General features: G+C 58.2%; 14 protein-coding genes. 11 read left to right on the top strand and 3 right to left on the bottom strand.

The annotated features are described in order from the left end of the window. Positions 1-165: 165 nt before the first annotated feature. Positions 166-828: a flagellar basal body P-ring formation chaperone FlgA gene (flgA, locus tag M2407_RS08890; protein WP_259217672.1), complete on the bottom strand. Its 663-nt coding sequence runs from the start codon at positions 826-828 to the stop codon at positions 166-168. 163 nt (positions 829-991) lie between these two features. Between flgA and flgB the strand changes: the two genes are divergently transcribed. From flgB to flgL, 11 genes are all read left to right on the top strand, one after another. Continuing rightward, complete coding sequence (flgB, locus tag M2407_RS08885; RefSeq protein WP_020827522.1) at positions 992-1,405, top strand: flagellar basal body rod protein FlgB; 414 nt, start codon at positions 992-994, stop codon at positions 1,403-1,405. 5 nt (positions 1,406-1,410) lie between these two features. Next, positions 1,411-1,815 (top strand): flagellar basal body rod protein FlgC, encoded by a 405-nt coding sequence (gene flgC, locus M2407_RS08880; protein ID WP_020827521.1) that lies wholly within the window; start codon positions 1,411-1,413, stop codon positions 1,813-1,815. A gap of 12 nt (positions 1,816-1,827) precedes the next feature. Next, the gene (flgD, locus tag M2407_RS08875; RefSeq protein ID WP_048760261.1) at positions 1,828-2,505 is read left to right on the top strand and encodes a flagellar hook assembly protein FlgD; all 678 of its coding nucleotides are present in this window, start codon (positions 1,828-1,830) and stop codon (positions 2,503-2,505) included. A 186-nt stretch (positions 2,506-2,691) separates the two neighbouring features. Then, positions 2,692-3,915 (top strand): flagellar hook protein FlgE, encoded by a 1,224-nt coding sequence (gene flgE, locus M2407_RS08870; RefSeq protein ID WP_259217669.1) that lies wholly within the window; start codon positions 2,692-2,694, stop codon positions 3,913-3,915. A gap of 12 nt (positions 3,916-3,927) precedes the next feature. Further along, positions 3,928-4,683 carry a flagellar basal body rod protein FlgF gene (locus M2407_RS08865; RefSeq protein WP_020827518.1) on the top strand — a complete coding sequence of 252 codons (756 nt, stop codon included), beginning with the start codon at positions 3,928-3,930 and terminating at the stop codon, positions 4,681-4,683. 18 nt (positions 4,684-4,701) lie between these two features. After that, positions 4,702-5,484, top strand: coding sequence for a flagellar basal-body rod protein FlgG (gene flgG / locus M2407_RS08860; RefSeq protein ID WP_020827517.1), 783 nt, complete (start codon positions 4,702-4,704; stop codon positions 5,482-5,484). A 72-nt stretch (positions 5,485-5,556) separates the two neighbouring features. Beyond that, a complete protein-coding gene (flgH, locus tag M2407_RS08855; RefSeq protein ID WP_020827516.1) occupies positions 5,557-6,255 on the top strand; it encodes a flagellar basal body L-ring protein FlgH in 699 nt (232 codons plus the stop codon). A gap of 145 nt (positions 6,256-6,400) precedes the next feature. Continuing rightward, entirely contained in the window at positions 6,401-7,501 is a 1,101-nt protein-coding gene (locus M2407_RS08850) for a flagellar basal body P-ring protein FlgI (RefSeq protein ID WP_041414699.1), read from the top strand. Then, positions 7,501-8,442 carry a flagellar assembly peptidoglycan hydrolase FlgJ gene (flgJ, locus tag M2407_RS08845; RefSeq protein WP_259217668.1) on the top strand — a complete coding sequence of 314 codons (942 nt, stop codon included), beginning with the start codon at positions 7,501-7,503 and terminating at the stop codon, positions 8,440-8,442. Before M2407_RS08850 ends, flgJ begins: the two co-directional genes overlap by 1 nt. A gap of 189 nt (positions 8,443-8,631) precedes the next feature. After that, the gene (gene flgK, locus M2407_RS08840; protein ID WP_115058585.1) at positions 8,632-10,281 is read left to right on the top strand and encodes a flagellar hook-associated protein FlgK; all 1,650 of its coding nucleotides are present in this window, start codon (positions 8,632-8,634) and stop codon (positions 10,279-10,281) included. A 58-nt stretch (positions 10,282-10,339) separates the two neighbouring features. Further along, positions 10,340-11,299 carry a flagellar hook-associated protein FlgL gene (flgL, locus tag M2407_RS08835; protein ID WP_122079702.1) on the top strand — a complete coding sequence of 320 codons (960 nt, stop codon included), beginning with the start codon at positions 10,340-10,342 and terminating at the stop codon, positions 11,297-11,299. A 418-nt stretch (positions 11,300-11,717) separates the two neighbouring features. Here flgL and sra read toward each other — a convergent pair whose 3' ends face one another. Beyond that, positions 11,718-11,843 carry a stationary-phase-induced ribosome-associated protein gene (gene sra, locus M2407_RS08830; RefSeq protein WP_185959389.1) on the bottom strand — a complete coding sequence of 42 codons (126 nt, stop codon included), beginning with the start codon at positions 11,841-11,843 and terminating at the stop codon, positions 11,718-11,720. Positions 11,844-12,196: 353 nt separating this feature from the next. Next, positions 12,197-12,979, bottom strand: coding sequence for a flagellar biosynthetic protein FliR (gene fliR / locus M2407_RS08825; RefSeq protein ID WP_020827510.1), 783 nt, complete (start codon positions 12,977-12,979; stop codon positions 12,197-12,199). Position 12,980 lies beyond the last annotated feature (1 nt).

Raw genomic sequence — 12,980 nt, 5'->3', positions numbered from 1 at the left:
GTCTGCTTATGATTTTCTTATCGGCAAGTTTTGATAAACCTTTACCTTTTTATAACCGTCATCTTTCAAGCTGCAGCGTTGTTACCTGCACTCGCTCACCCCAGTTACTTACTAAAGTAAGCGCCTGGGGATGAGTGAGCTGGGCGCCTAGCTGCAACTTGAAAGCTATAGGGTATTTAACCCAATACGGATCGTACCGTCATCACTGGCTATGCCGCTGACGATTTGTCCGGAAGCCATACGCACACGGACATTGTCTTCGGCGGCGGCATTGTTCATGGCTTTGCCCGTACCGCTGATGTTAAATCCACTTCCCTGCGCGGTCACCTGCACCGCCTGACCGGCCTTGATCACCCAGGCGCGACGCAGCATGGCGAAGGTCAGCGGCTGACCGGGACTGATATTGCGCAGGCTGACGGCCCCCAGCGCTTTGCCGGTTTCGCTTAGCGTGCGCGGTGGCAAGGTGTCGAGCCGGCCACTTTTAAAGGTGATATCCGCCGCTGTCAGCTTGCTGCCGGCGCTGATGCCGCGGGCCGACACCAGATATTGGCCGATCACCTGAACCTGGGTCTGGATAAAGCGCCGTTCCTGGCCGCAGCGTGCCGAAACGCTGATATTACCCCAACGCCGCGAATTCTGTGGCAAAGAGAGCTGCGGGAATTCGCACTGTGGCCATTGGGTGGCAGGCGTGCGCACCAGCACTTTAACCTGCACCGGACTGCCGCTGAACTGGCCGCTGATGAAGCGATCGATCTGCGCCGCCAGATCTTCGGCCCGTGCGTTCAGGCTGCACAGCAGGGCTGCCAACAACAGCATTTTCGCTTTCATCTCCGCTTCTTCCTCAAAAAGCCTCAGGGTGCGCGTAAGTGTACCCGGAGTGCGCGCAGGCTAAGCAGATAAATAGCGACGCATTTTGCCCTTATTCCCACGATAGGCTGGCGGAAGGGACGTTTATGCTGTCGGCTCCAAATTCTAACCTCGCGGAGGGAGCATGATCGACAAACTGGACGCTGCTCTGCGCTTTGGTCAAGAGGCGCTGAACCTGCGCGCCCAGCGGCAGGAAATTCTGGCCGCCAACATCGCCAACGCAGACACCCCGGGTTATCAGGCGCGGGATATCGATTTCGCCGGCCAACTGAACAAGGTGCTGGAACAAGGGCGCGCCAGCGGCAGCGGCATTGCGCTGAACATGACGTCATCGCGCCATATTCCGGCGCAGAACATGCAGCCGCCACAGCTCGACTTGCTGTTCCGCGTGCCGGATCAACCCTCCATGGACGGCAACACGGTTGACATGGATCGCGAACGCACCAACTTCGCCGATAACAGCCTGAAGTATCAGACCGACCTGACGCTGATCAACGGTCAGATCAAAGGGATGATGTCAGTGTTACAACAAGGATAAGGCGCATGTCGCTACTGAATATTTTTGATATCTCCGGCTCGGCGCTGTCTGCCCAGTCGCAACGCATGAACGTCAGCGCCAGCAACATGGCCAATGCCGACAGCGTCACCGGGCCGGACGGCCAACCCTACCGCGCCAAGCAGGTGGTGTTTGAAGTTGCCGCCGCGGCCGGACAACCCACCGGCGGCGTACGCGTAGCGCAGGTGGTTGACGACCCGGCGCCGGAGCGTCTGGTTTACCAACCGGGTAACCCGCTGGCGGACGGCAAGGGCTATGTGCGCATGCCTAACGTGGATGTGGTGGGTGAGATGGTCAACACCATTTCCGCCTCCCGCAGCTATCAGGCCAACGTCGAGGTGCTCAACACCACCAAGTCGATGATGATGAAAACCCTGACGCTGGGTCAATAACCGGAGCTTGCCATGGCGATTGCCGCAACCACCACTGAATCGCTGGATAACAGCGTCATCGGTGCCAACGCAAAAAAGAACACCAGCCAGGATCTGAACAACAGCTTCCTGACGCTGCTGGTGGCGCAGTTGAAGAATCAGGATCCGACCAACCCGATGCAGAACAATGAACTGACCAGCCAATTGGCGCAGATCAATACCGTTCAGGGCATCGAGAAACTCAACACCACGCTGGGGTCGATCTCCGGGCAGATCAACAGCAATCAATCGCTGCAGGCTACCGCTTTGATCGGCCACGGCGTGATGGTCCCGGGCAGCAATATTCTGGCTGGCAGCAAAGACGGCAAGGTCAGCACTACGCCGTTTGGTCTGGAACTGGAGCGTGCGGCTGACTCGGTGACCGCCACCATCACCGACGCCACCGGCAAAGCGGTACGCACCATTGATCTCGGCGGCCTGACCGCTGGCGTGCATTCGTTCAGTTGGGACGGATCGATGACGGACGGCACCACCGCACCGGACGGTGCCTACAGCTTTACGATCAACGCCAAAGCCAACGGCGAACAGCTGGTGGCGCGCAACCTGCATTTTGGCATGGTCAACGGCGTCATCCGCGACGCGAACGGCGCGAAGCTGGATCTGGGCCTGGCGGGCAGCGCCACGCTGGAGGATGTCCGGCAGATCCTTTAACCCAATACCCTTCATCCTTCAGGCTGCAGCGTTGTTGGCTGTGCGCACTCACCCCAGTCACTTACGTGAGTAAGCTCCTGGGGACTCCTGCGCTTGCCGCCCGGCTGCAACATGAAAGCCATTGGGTATATCAAAACACTATCAGGCGTTATCGGACGATAGCCTGACCACTATTCGGAGAATGACATGGCCTTTTCTCAGGCAGTAAGCGGCTTAAACGCGGCAGCAACCAATCTGGACGTGATCGGTAACAACATCGCTAACTCCGCCACTTCCGGTTTTAAATCAGGCAGCGTTTCCTTTGCTGACATGTTCGCCGGTTCACAGGTTGGCCTGGGCGTTAAGGTGGCGGGGATCACCCAGAACTTTAAAGGCGGCACCACCACCGGCACCAGCCGTGCGCTGGACGTGGCGATTTCCGGCAACGGTTTCTTCCGTCTGCAGGATCAGGACGGCGGCATTTTCTACAGCCGTAACGGCCAGTTCAAACTGGATGAAAACCGTAACCTGACCAACATGCAGGGCCTGCAACTGACCGGCTACCCGGCTGCCGGTACGCCGCCGACCATTCAACAGGGCGCGAACCCGGTGCCGCTGAGCATTCCGGAAGGCATGATGAACGCCAAGGCGTCAACCTCCGGCAACATGGTCGCCAACCTTAAATCCACGCATAAGGTTCCGGATAACCACACCTTCGATCCCGCCAAGAAGGATTCTTACAACTACGTCAACACCATCACCACTTATGACTCGTTAGGTAACGCGCACAACATCAACGCCTACTTTGTAAAAACCGACGAGAACAAGTGGCAGGTTTATACCCAGGATGGAACGGCTGCTCCGGTAGATGCCGGTACCATGACGTTCGACACCAGCGGCAATCTGGCCAGCACCACCAGCAAACAAGGCTCCGCCGGCGAATTCAGCATGCTGATCCCGATGGAAGCCAAAGATGGCGCGCCGGCACAGAACTTCACCCTGAACTTCGCCAAGAGCATGCAGCAGAGCGTCAGCGCCGACTCCGTCAGCAAAGTGTCGCAGGATGGCTATGGCGCAGGCGAATACACCAACTTCCAGATCAACAACGACGGCACGGTGATGGGCATCTACTCCAACCAGCAGACTCAGGTGCTGGGCCAGATCGTCATGGCCAATTTCTCCAACCCGGAAGGCCTGTCTTCTCAGGGCGATAACGTTTGGCAGGAAACCGGCGCATCCGGCCAGCCACGCGTAGGTCTGGCGGGCAACGGCGGTTTGGGCAAACTGACCAGCGGCGCGCTGGAAGCCTCCAACGTCGATCTGAGCCAGGAACTGGTGAACATGATCGTCGCACAACGTAACTACCAGTCGAACGCCCAAACCATCAAAACGCAGGACTCGATCCTGCAAACGCTGGTTAGCCTGCGCTAATAGGACTGATTTATGGATCACGCGATTTATACCGCGATGGGCGCAGCGCGACAGACGCTGGAGCAGCAGTCTGTCACCGCCAATAATCTGGCCAACGCATCGACGCCGGGCTTTCGCGCCCAGCTGTCGGCGCTGCGTGCCGTGCCGGTGGATGGGCCAAGCTTGCCGACGCGAACGCTGGTTACCGCGTCAACGCCGGGCGCGGACATGAGCCAGGGGGCGCTGAATTATACCGCGCGCCCGCTGGACGTGGCGCTGCAGCAGGACGGCTTTCTGGCCGTCAGCCTGCCGGACGGCGGCGAAGCCTACACCCGTAACGGTAACATCCAGATCTCCTCCACCGGGCAGTTGACGGTGCAGGGCGTGCCGCTGATGGGCGACGGCGGACCGATTGAGGTACCCCCGTCGGCAGAGATCACCATTGCCGCCGACGGGACCATCTCGGCGCTGAATGCGGGCGATCCGCCGAACAGCATTGCACAGATCGGCAGGCTGAAACTGGTGAAGGCCGACGCGCGCGAAGTGATGCGTGGCGATGACGGGTTGTTCCGCCTGACGCCGGAAACCCAACGGCAGCGCGGCAATCAGTTGCCGAACGATCCGCTGGTGCAGGTGATGCCGGGCGTGCTGGAAGGCAGCAACGTCAAACCGATGGAAACCATGGTCGACATGATTGCCAACGCCCGCCGTTTTGAAATGCAAATGAAGGTCATCCACAGCGTGGATGAAAATGAACAGCGCGCCAATTCATTGTTATCAATGAGTTAATTAGCAAGGAAATAACCCATGATCCCATCTTTATGGATTGCCAAAACCGGTCTGGATGCGCAGCAGACCAATATGGACGTGATCGCCAACAACCTGGCCAACGTCAGCACTAACGGTTTTAAACGCCAGCGTGCAGTGTTCGAAGATCTGCTGTACCAGACCATGCGTCAGCCGGGGGCGCAGTCCTCCGAGCAGACGACGCTGCCGTCCGGGCTGCAGATCGGTACCGGCGTGCGGCCGGTGGCGACCGAGCGTCTGCACAGCCAGGGCAACCTGTCGCAGACCAACAACAGCAAGGATATCGCCATCAAGGGGCAGGGCTTTTTCCAGGTGATGATGCCGGACGGCACCCTGGCCTATACCCGCGACGGCTCGTTCCAGAGAGATCAGAACGGCCAACTGGTGACCGCCAGCGGCTTCCAGGTGCAACCGGCGATCACCATTCCGGCCAATGCCCTGAGCATCACCGTCGGCCGCGACGGCATCGTCAGCGCCACCCTGCAGGGGCAGACCGCCGCCCAGCAGGTGGGCCAACTGACGCTGACCACCTTTATCAATGACAGCGGCCTGGAAAGCATGGGCGAGAACCTGTACCAGGAAACCGAGAGTTCCGGCGCGCCGAACGAGAGCACGCCTGGGCTAAACGGTGCAGGTCTGCTGTATCAGGGCTATGTGGAAACCTCCAACGTCAACGTGGCGGAAGAGCTGGTCAACATGATCCAGACCCAACGTGCTTACGAAATCAACAGCAAAGCGGTATCGACGTCCGATCAGATGCTGCAAAAGCTGACGCAACTGTAATTGACGGGCGCTGCAGCGCCCGTAACCCTATTTTGTGAAACAAAGGCGATACCCGTGGTAACCACAACTCTGATGGAAAACCCGCCGCAAGGAAAACGCTGGCTGGCGGCAATGGTGATGCTGACGCTGAGCGGCTGCGCTTACATTCCACATAAACCCCTGGTTGACGGGGCTACCACGGCACAGCCGGCGCCGGCGGGCGCGCCCGTGCCGAACGGTTCCATTTTCCAGACGGTGCAGCCGATGAACTACGGTTATCAGCCGCTGTTTGAAGACCGTCGTCCGCGCAACGTCGGCGATACCCTGACGATCGTGCTGCAGGAAAACGTCAGCGCCAGCAAAAGCTCCTCTGCCAACGCCAGCCGCAACGGGGCCAGCAAGTTCGGCGTGGCCACCTCGCCACGCTACCTCGATGGCTTGCTAGGCAATGCGCGTGCCGACATGGATATCTCCGGTGACAGCACCTTCGGTGGCAAGGGCGGGGCCAACGCCAACAACACCTTTAACGGCACCATTACCGTGACGGTCAATCAGGTGCTGGTGAACGGAAACCTGCACGTGGTGGGGGAAAAACAGATCGCCATTAATCAGGGCACCGAATTTATCCGTTTCTCCGGGGTCGTCAACCCGCGCACCATCAGTGGCAGCAACTCGGTTACCTCCACCCAGGTGGCGGATGCGCGCATTGAATATGTCGGTAACGGCTATATCAACGAAGCGCAGACCATGGGGTGGTTACAGCGCTTCTTCTTAAATGTCTCACCGTTTTGAGTACAGGCTATTTTTCTTGCCATTTTGAGGTTGGGCAGTGCTCGGGGCAGTCACGTACTGCGTGTACGCTCCATTCCCTGTGCGCCGCCCGCCCCCAAACTGCCTGCGACAATAACGCCTTGTGGGTAAGGCGAATGAGGTTCCAATGTTAAAGAAATTTCTAATGGCGCTGGTGATTTGTGCGCTGAGCCTGCCGGCCGCGGCGGAGCGCATTCGCGATCTGGTCACGGTGCAGGGCGTACGCGATAACGCGCTGATCGGTTACGGACTGGTGGTGGGGCTGGACGGTTCCGGTGACCAGACCATGCAGACCCCGTTCACCACCCAGAGCCTGAGCAACATGCTGTCGCAGTTGGGTATCACCGTGCCACCGGGCACCAACATGCAGTTGAAAAACGTGGCGGCGGTCATGGTCACCGCCAAGCTGCCGCCGTTTTCGCGCACCGGGCAGAATATCGACGTGGTGGTGTCCTCCATGGGTAACGCCAAGAGCCTGCGTGGCGGCACTTTGCTGATGACGCCGCTGAAAGGGGTAGATAATCAGGTTTACGCGCTGGCGCAGGGCAACGTGCTGGTCGGCGGAGCCGGCGCTTCGGCCGGTGGCAGCAGCGTACAGGTTAACCAACTGGCCGGTGGGCGCATCAGCAACGGCGCCACCATTGAGCGCGAGCTGCCGACCACCTTTGGGGCCGGCGGAGTGATTAACCTGCAGCTCAACGATGAAGACTTTACGCTGGCACAACAGATCAGCGACGCCATCAACCGTCAACGCGGCGGTGGCACGGCTTCACCGTTGGACGCCCGTACCATTCAGGTGCTGGTGCCACAGGGCAACAGTTCGCAGGTGCGCTTCCTGGCGGAGATCCAGAACATTAATGTCAGCGTCGGGGCGATCGACGCCAAGGTGATCATCAACTCACGCACCGGTTCGGTAGTAATGAACCGCGACGTGATTCTGGATTCCTGCGCGGTGGCGCAAGGCAACCTGTCGGTGGTGGTCGATCGGCAAAATACCGTCAGCCAGCCAAATACCCCGTTTGGCGGCGGGCAAACGGTGGTGACGCCGAACACCCAGATTTCGGTGCAACAGCAGGGCGGCTCGCTGCAGAAGGTCAACGCCAGCGCCAATCTGAACAACGTGATCCGCGCGCTTAACGCGTTGGGGGCAACGCCGATCGATCTGATGTCTATCCTGCAGGCGATGCAAAGCGCCGGCTGTCTGCGCGCCAAGCTGGAAATTATCTGATGGCCGGCGATCTGATGGCAATGTCGGGCGCCGCCTATGACGCGCAGGCGCTTAATGGACTGAAACGCGATGCGGCGAGCGATCCGCAGGGCAACCTGAAACAGGTGGCGCAGCAGGTTGAAGGCATGTTCGTGCAGATGATGCTGAAAAGCATGCGTGCCGCGCTGCCGCAGGATGGGATCTTGAGCAGCGATCAGTCTCGGCTCTACACCTCAATGTATGACCAGCAAATTGCCCAGCAGATGTCGCAGAAAGGCCTGGGGCTGGCCGACATGATGGTGAAGCAGATGAGCAACGCCAACGCGGTGCCGAGCGAAACGGCGGGCACGTCGCCGATGGCGCTGGACGATGAGGTGTTGCGAACGCTGCCGAATCAGGCGCTGGAGCAGACTCTCCGCCGCGCGGTGCCGAAAGCGCCGAGCGCTGCCCCGCTGCCGCTCAACAACGGCAACTTTGTTGCCCGGCTGTCTACTCCTGCGCGCGTCGTCAGCCAGCAGAGCGGCATTCCGCATCAGCTGATTGTGGCACAGGCCGCGCTGGAGTCCGGCTGGGGTCAGCGTGAGATCCCGGCCGCCGACGGTTCGCCGAGCTACAACCTGTTTGGCATCAAGGCGGGCGGCAGCTGGGACGGGCCGGTGACCGAGATCACCACCACCGAGTTCGAGCAGGGCGCGGCGAAGAAGATCAAGGCGAAGTTCCGGGTTTACGGTTCTTACGTCGAGGCGATGGCCGACTACGTCAAGCTGTTGACCAATAACCCACGCTATGCCGGGGTGGCCAACACCCGCAGCCCGGAGCAGGCGGCGCAGGCGCTGCAACAGGCCGGTTATGCCACCGATCCGCAATATGCCAGCAAGTTGGTCAGCGTGATACAGCAGATGAAAAACGCCGGCGAGCAGGTGGTGAAGGCGTATACCCACGACCTGAAGGATCTTTTTTAGCCACTGGACGCAGCATGCAGCGCCCCTACGCAATAGGCCGTATTTAAATGTAGGGGGCCAGCATGCTGGACCCGGATTTTTCCCTCAAGTTTCCCCCGTTTTTGCCGATAACCAAGACAGGCTGAGTGAACGGCTCAGCAGATTAATTGACTCCTGTGGGCCACCGGCGCCGCAGCAAAAGGAACTTCTATGTCCAACAGCTTAATCAATACCGCGATGAGCGGGCTGAATGCGGCTCAGGTGGCGCTCAGCACCGTCAGTAACAACATCTCTAACTACAACGTGGCGGGCTATAACCGACAGACTGCGATCCTGGCGCAGAACGGCGGTATGAGTACCATGAGTGGCTTCATTGGCAACGGGGTCACCGTGACCAGCGTTAACCGTGAGTACAACCAGTTCATCACCAATCAGTTGCGCGGAGCACAGAGCCAGGCCGGGGCACAGAACGCCTACTTCGAGAAAATCTCGCAGATCGATAACCTGCTGGCGAGCAAAACCAATACCTTGTCGACCAATATGCAGGATTTCTTCAGCAACCTGGAGAACCTGGTCAGCAACGCCGGCGATGACGCCGCGCGCCAAACGGTGCTGGGGAAGGCCAATGGGTTGGTCAATCAGTTCAATAACACCGACAAATACCTGCGCGATATGGACAGCGGCGTTAACCAACAGCTCAGCGACAGCGCTAACCAGATCAACAGCTACAGCCAGCAAATCGCCAAACTGAACGATGAAATTACCCGCCTGCGCGGCAGCGGCGGTGAGCCGAATGCCTTGCTCGATCAACGCGACCAACTGGTGACTGAGTTAAACCAGGTGGTGGGCGTGCAGGTGATGCAGCAAGACGGCGACGCTTATACCGTGTCTTTCGCCAACGGCCTGACGCTGGTGCAGGGGAGCAATGCCTACCAGGTGGAGGCAGTGCCTTCCAGCGGCGATCCTTCTCGCCTGACCATCGGCTATAACCGCGGCAACGGCGTCAGCGAAGTGCCGGAAGGGCAAATTACCAGCGGCAGCGTCAGCGGCGTACTGAAGTTCCGCAGCGAATCGCTGGATAGCGCACGCAACCAGTTGGGGCAGTTGGCGCTGGCGATGGCGGACAGCTTTAACCAGCAGCACCGTGCCGGGTTCGATCTCAACGGCGACGCAGGCACCGATTTCTTCAGCTTCGGTGGTGGGCGCGTGGTGGATAACAGCCGCAATGCCGGCGATGCGGCGCTGTCGGTGTCCTACACCGATACCAGCAAGGTGAAGGCTAACGATTACCGGGTGGAGTTCGACGGCAGCAACTGGCAGGTCAGCCGTCTGCCGGACAACGTGAAGGTCAACGCCACGGCGGGCGTCGATGCCACCACCGGCAAACCGACGCTGAGCTTTGACGGCCTGAAGGTCGACATCGACGGCACGGCACAAAAGAACGACAGCTTTACCGTGAAGCCGGTCAGCGACGTGGCGGGCAGCTTGAAAGTCGCGATTACCGACTCGGCGAATATCGCCGCCGCCGGCAAAGACGACAGCGGCCGCGGCGATAACGAAAACGCCAAAAAGCTGCTCGATCTGCAGACCAAAAAATTGGTCGACGGTAAAGCCACCTTCAGCGGCGCATACGCCAGCATGGTGAGCAGCGTTGGTAACCAGACGGCATCGGCCAAGGTTTCGGCGACTTCTCAGGCCAATATCGTCAAGCAGCTGACCATTCAGCAGCAGTCGATCTCCGGCGTCAACCTGGACGAAGAGTACGGTGAATTGCTGCGTTTTCAGCAATATTACATGGCCAATGCACAGGTCATTCAAACCGCCAGCTCAATGTTTGACGCGCTGCTGAATATCCGTTGATTTCCACTTTGACCGGAGCCCTGGCGGTTCCGGTCGCTGATTTTGAGGAACCCGCACCATGCGCATGTCCACCAGCATGATGTACCAACAGAACATGTCCGGCATTACCGGCAATCAGTCGCTGTTTATGAAAGCCGCCGAGCAGCTTTCCACCGGCAAAAAAGTCAGCAATCCGTCCGACGATCCTCTGGCGGCTTCGCAGGCGGTGATGCTGGCTCAATCACAGTCGGAAAACACCCAATATGCCTTGGCGCGGACCTTTGCCCGTCAAAGCGTGTCGATGGAAGAGACCGTGCTGGCCGGGGTGACCAGCACCATCTCCGATATGAAAGCGCTGATCGTCAGCGCCGGCGGCACCAAAAGCGACGACGACCGCGATTCGCTGGCGACCCAGCTGCAGGGGCTGAAAGATCAGCTGCTCAACCAAGCCAACAGCACCGACGGCAACGGCCGCTATATGTTTGGCGGTTTTGTGAACGACAAGCCTCCCTTTGAAGACAAGGGCGGATCGGTCAGCTATGTCGGCGGCAACACGCCGGTCGAGCAGAAAGTGGATGCCAACCGCACCATGACCATTGGGCATACCGGCGATAAGGTCTTCATGGCATTGACCAGCAACCCGAAGCCGGAACCGGATGGCAGCGCCTCCGTCGCTAACGTGTTTGAAAGCATTGATATCGCGCTGAAGGCGTTGAAAACACCGCAGAAGGATGCGGATGATGCCACCAAGCAGCAGGTGAACGATGCGCTGGCCAAAGCCAACCGCGGCCTGGACAACTCTTATAACAGAGTGCTTAGCGTGCGCGCGGAGCTGGGCAGCCAACTGCAGGAAATGGATACGCTGGACAGTATCGGCAAGGACCGCGACATGATCAACAAAACGCAAATGAGCGCGCTGGTTGATGCCGATCTGGCCGAGTCGATTTCCAGCTATTTCATGCAGCAGGCGGCCTTGCAGGCGTCATACAAAACCTTCGGGGATATGCAGGGGATGTCGCTGTTCCAGTTGAATCGCTAATCCCCTTTGCTGTGCGGGGCCGATAGATCCACTCCAGTATGGTTGTTACGGGCGCAGCATGCAGCGCCCTACGCAGGCTGGGGTGGGGCGCGGGAGCCGGGCTGCAACTCGAAATCCATAGTACCGGGTAATAAATAGCTCTTAGCCTGCCGTGCAGTCACGGCGGGCAATCTCTTTGGGTGTGCTTAGAAGACGTTATTGCTGCGTAGCAGCGGTAGGGAATTCTTGAAACCGGGCGCACTTGTTTGGCACGTCACGCTTCCCCCACACAGGTTTGGCGTGACGTGCCTTTTTTTCGGCTATCCGAAATTATGTGCACTTATATCTGCCTGAATTTAACGGCGGGAAGCGTTAGACTATTCAAGGGGGAGTGCAGAGATAAGAACGCAAATTATATTTTTTTGGGGTAACCCCGTGGTTATTTTTTCTTTTTTACCACAAGCCATTTTTCACCATTGGGTGACAAGGCAATCTGAGAACGGTTGGTGGCCCAGTGTGCCAGGCCTAAGGCCCTGCGTGCTCTTCGGTTGGTTTTAGCTTTCATTTTTATATTCCTTTTGTAGGGTAAGTAATAATTCCGTAGAAAATAAATGTGCCAGCTTCGCCGGGCATGCCGGTGATGTTTTTTAAATTATAACGAGCGTTAAATGGATGCTTTTATTATCACGCCTCTGTTTTTTACAGTGTGTCCCACTCCTTATTTATTGAATTTATTTTTTTGATGTTTTTATTTAATAAGGACATTCTAGGGTGGGTATTTTATTATTCAAGCCAATAAGAGTAATTGAAGGCAAATAGTGATAATTTGCTTTTTCCAATTTTTTATACTGAGAAAGGGAATTTGTTGCCACTTTATCCGGCGTCAGGCGGCCGTTAAGCCGCACTGTGAGGGTAATGCTAGGGGGTCATGCTGCCGACGACATCGGCCAGGCGATCGAAGAACTCGCCAAACAGGTGCTCACAAAACGGCGCCAGCATCGGCATCATCATGCCGATGGTCATAATGCCAATGGTCATGGTCACCGGGAAACCGATGACGAACACCGACAGCTGCGGTGTCATGCGGTTAAGCAGGCCGAGCGCCATGTTCAGCGTCAGCAACAGGCAGATCAGCGGCAGTGCCAGCATCATGCCGTTGATGAAAATCAGCGAACCGGCCTGGGTCAAGGCGAGAAAGCCATTGCCGTTAAGCGGCTCGGCCTGGATCGGCAGGGTATGGAAGCTGTCCACCAACAGAGAAATCAGCCACAGATGGCCGTTGAAGCTGAGAAACAGCAGCATCGCCAGCAGGTTGAGCAGCCGTGCCAACACTGGCATGTTCGGCCCGCCGCTGGGATCGAAGAAGGTGGCGAACGACAAACCCATCTGCATGCCGATCACTTCGCCGGCCAGCCGTATCGCCGCGAAGGCGAACTGCATGGTCAGGCCCAGCGCGACACCGATCAGGATTTGCTGGGCCGCCAGCCACAAACCGGCCGCAGAGAAAATAGGCACGGTGCTGGTGGGCAGCCCGGGGGCAATCAGTATCACGATCAGCCCGCCGAGGCCAATTTTCACCTTCTTGCTGATCTGCTTTTCGCTGAATACCGGCGCGGTGCTGATCAGCGCCAAAATGCGCAGCAGCGGCCAGAAATATTGGCTGAGCCAGACGCCGAACTGCGCGCTGTCAAATGTGAGCATG

Source organism: Serratia sp. BIGb0234 (assembly GCF_024809915.1).
GTDB classification, from domain to species: domain Bacteria; phylum Pseudomonadota; class Gammaproteobacteria; order Enterobacterales; family Enterobacteriaceae; genus Serratia; species Serratia liquefaciens.
Note: the sequence above shows the minus strand (reverse complement) of the source record. Positions and strands in the feature narration are given on the sequence as shown.

Bases quoted from the DNA above. Each gene is read 5' to 3' on its own strand.
- flgA (WP_259217672.1), bottom strand. From the start codon at position 828: ATGAAAGCGAAAATGCTGTTGTTGGCAGCCCTGCTGTGCAGCCTGAAC.
- flgB (WP_020827522.1), top strand. From the start codon at position 992: ATGATCGACAAACTGGACGCTGCTCTGCGCTTTGGTCAAGAGGCGCTG.
- flgC (WP_020827521.1), top strand. From the start codon at position 1,411: ATGTCGCTACTGAATATTTTTGATATCTCCGGCTCGGCGCTGTCTGCC.
- flgD (WP_048760261.1), top strand. From the start codon at position 1,828: ATGGCGATTGCCGCAACCACCACTGAATCGCTGGATAACAGCGTCATC.
- flgE (WP_259217669.1), top strand. From the start codon at position 2,692: ATGGCCTTTTCTCAGGCAGTAAGCGGCTTAAACGCGGCAGCAACCAAT.
- M2407_RS08865 (WP_020827518.1), top strand. From the start codon at position 3,928: ATGGATCACGCGATTTATACCGCGATGGGCGCAGCGCGACAGACGCTG.
- flgG (WP_020827517.1), top strand. From the start codon at position 4,702: ATGATCCCATCTTTATGGATTGCCAAAACCGGTCTGGATGCGCAGCAG.
- flgH (WP_020827516.1), top strand. From the start codon at position 5,557: ATGGAAAACCCGCCGCAAGGAAAACGCTGGCTGGCGGCAATGGTGATG.
- M2407_RS08850 (WP_041414699.1), top strand. From the start codon at position 6,401: ATGTTAAAGAAATTTCTAATGGCGCTGGTGATTTGTGCGCTGAGCCTG.
- flgJ (WP_259217668.1), top strand. From the start codon at position 7,501: ATGGCCGGCGATCTGATGGCAATGTCGGGCGCCGCCTATGACGCGCAG.
- flgK (WP_115058585.1), top strand. From the start codon at position 8,632: ATGTCCAACAGCTTAATCAATACCGCGATGAGCGGGCTGAATGCGGCT.
- flgL (WP_122079702.1), top strand. From the start codon at position 10,340: ATGCGCATGTCCACCAGCATGATGTACCAACAGAACATGTCCGGCATT.
- sra (WP_185959389.1), bottom strand. From the start codon at position 11,843: ATGAAAGCTAAAACCAACCGAAGAGCACGCAGGGCCTTAGGCCTGGCA.
- fliR (WP_020827510.1), bottom strand. From the start codon at position 12,979: ATGCTCACATTTGACAGCGCGCAGTTCGGCGTCTGGCTCAGCCAATAT.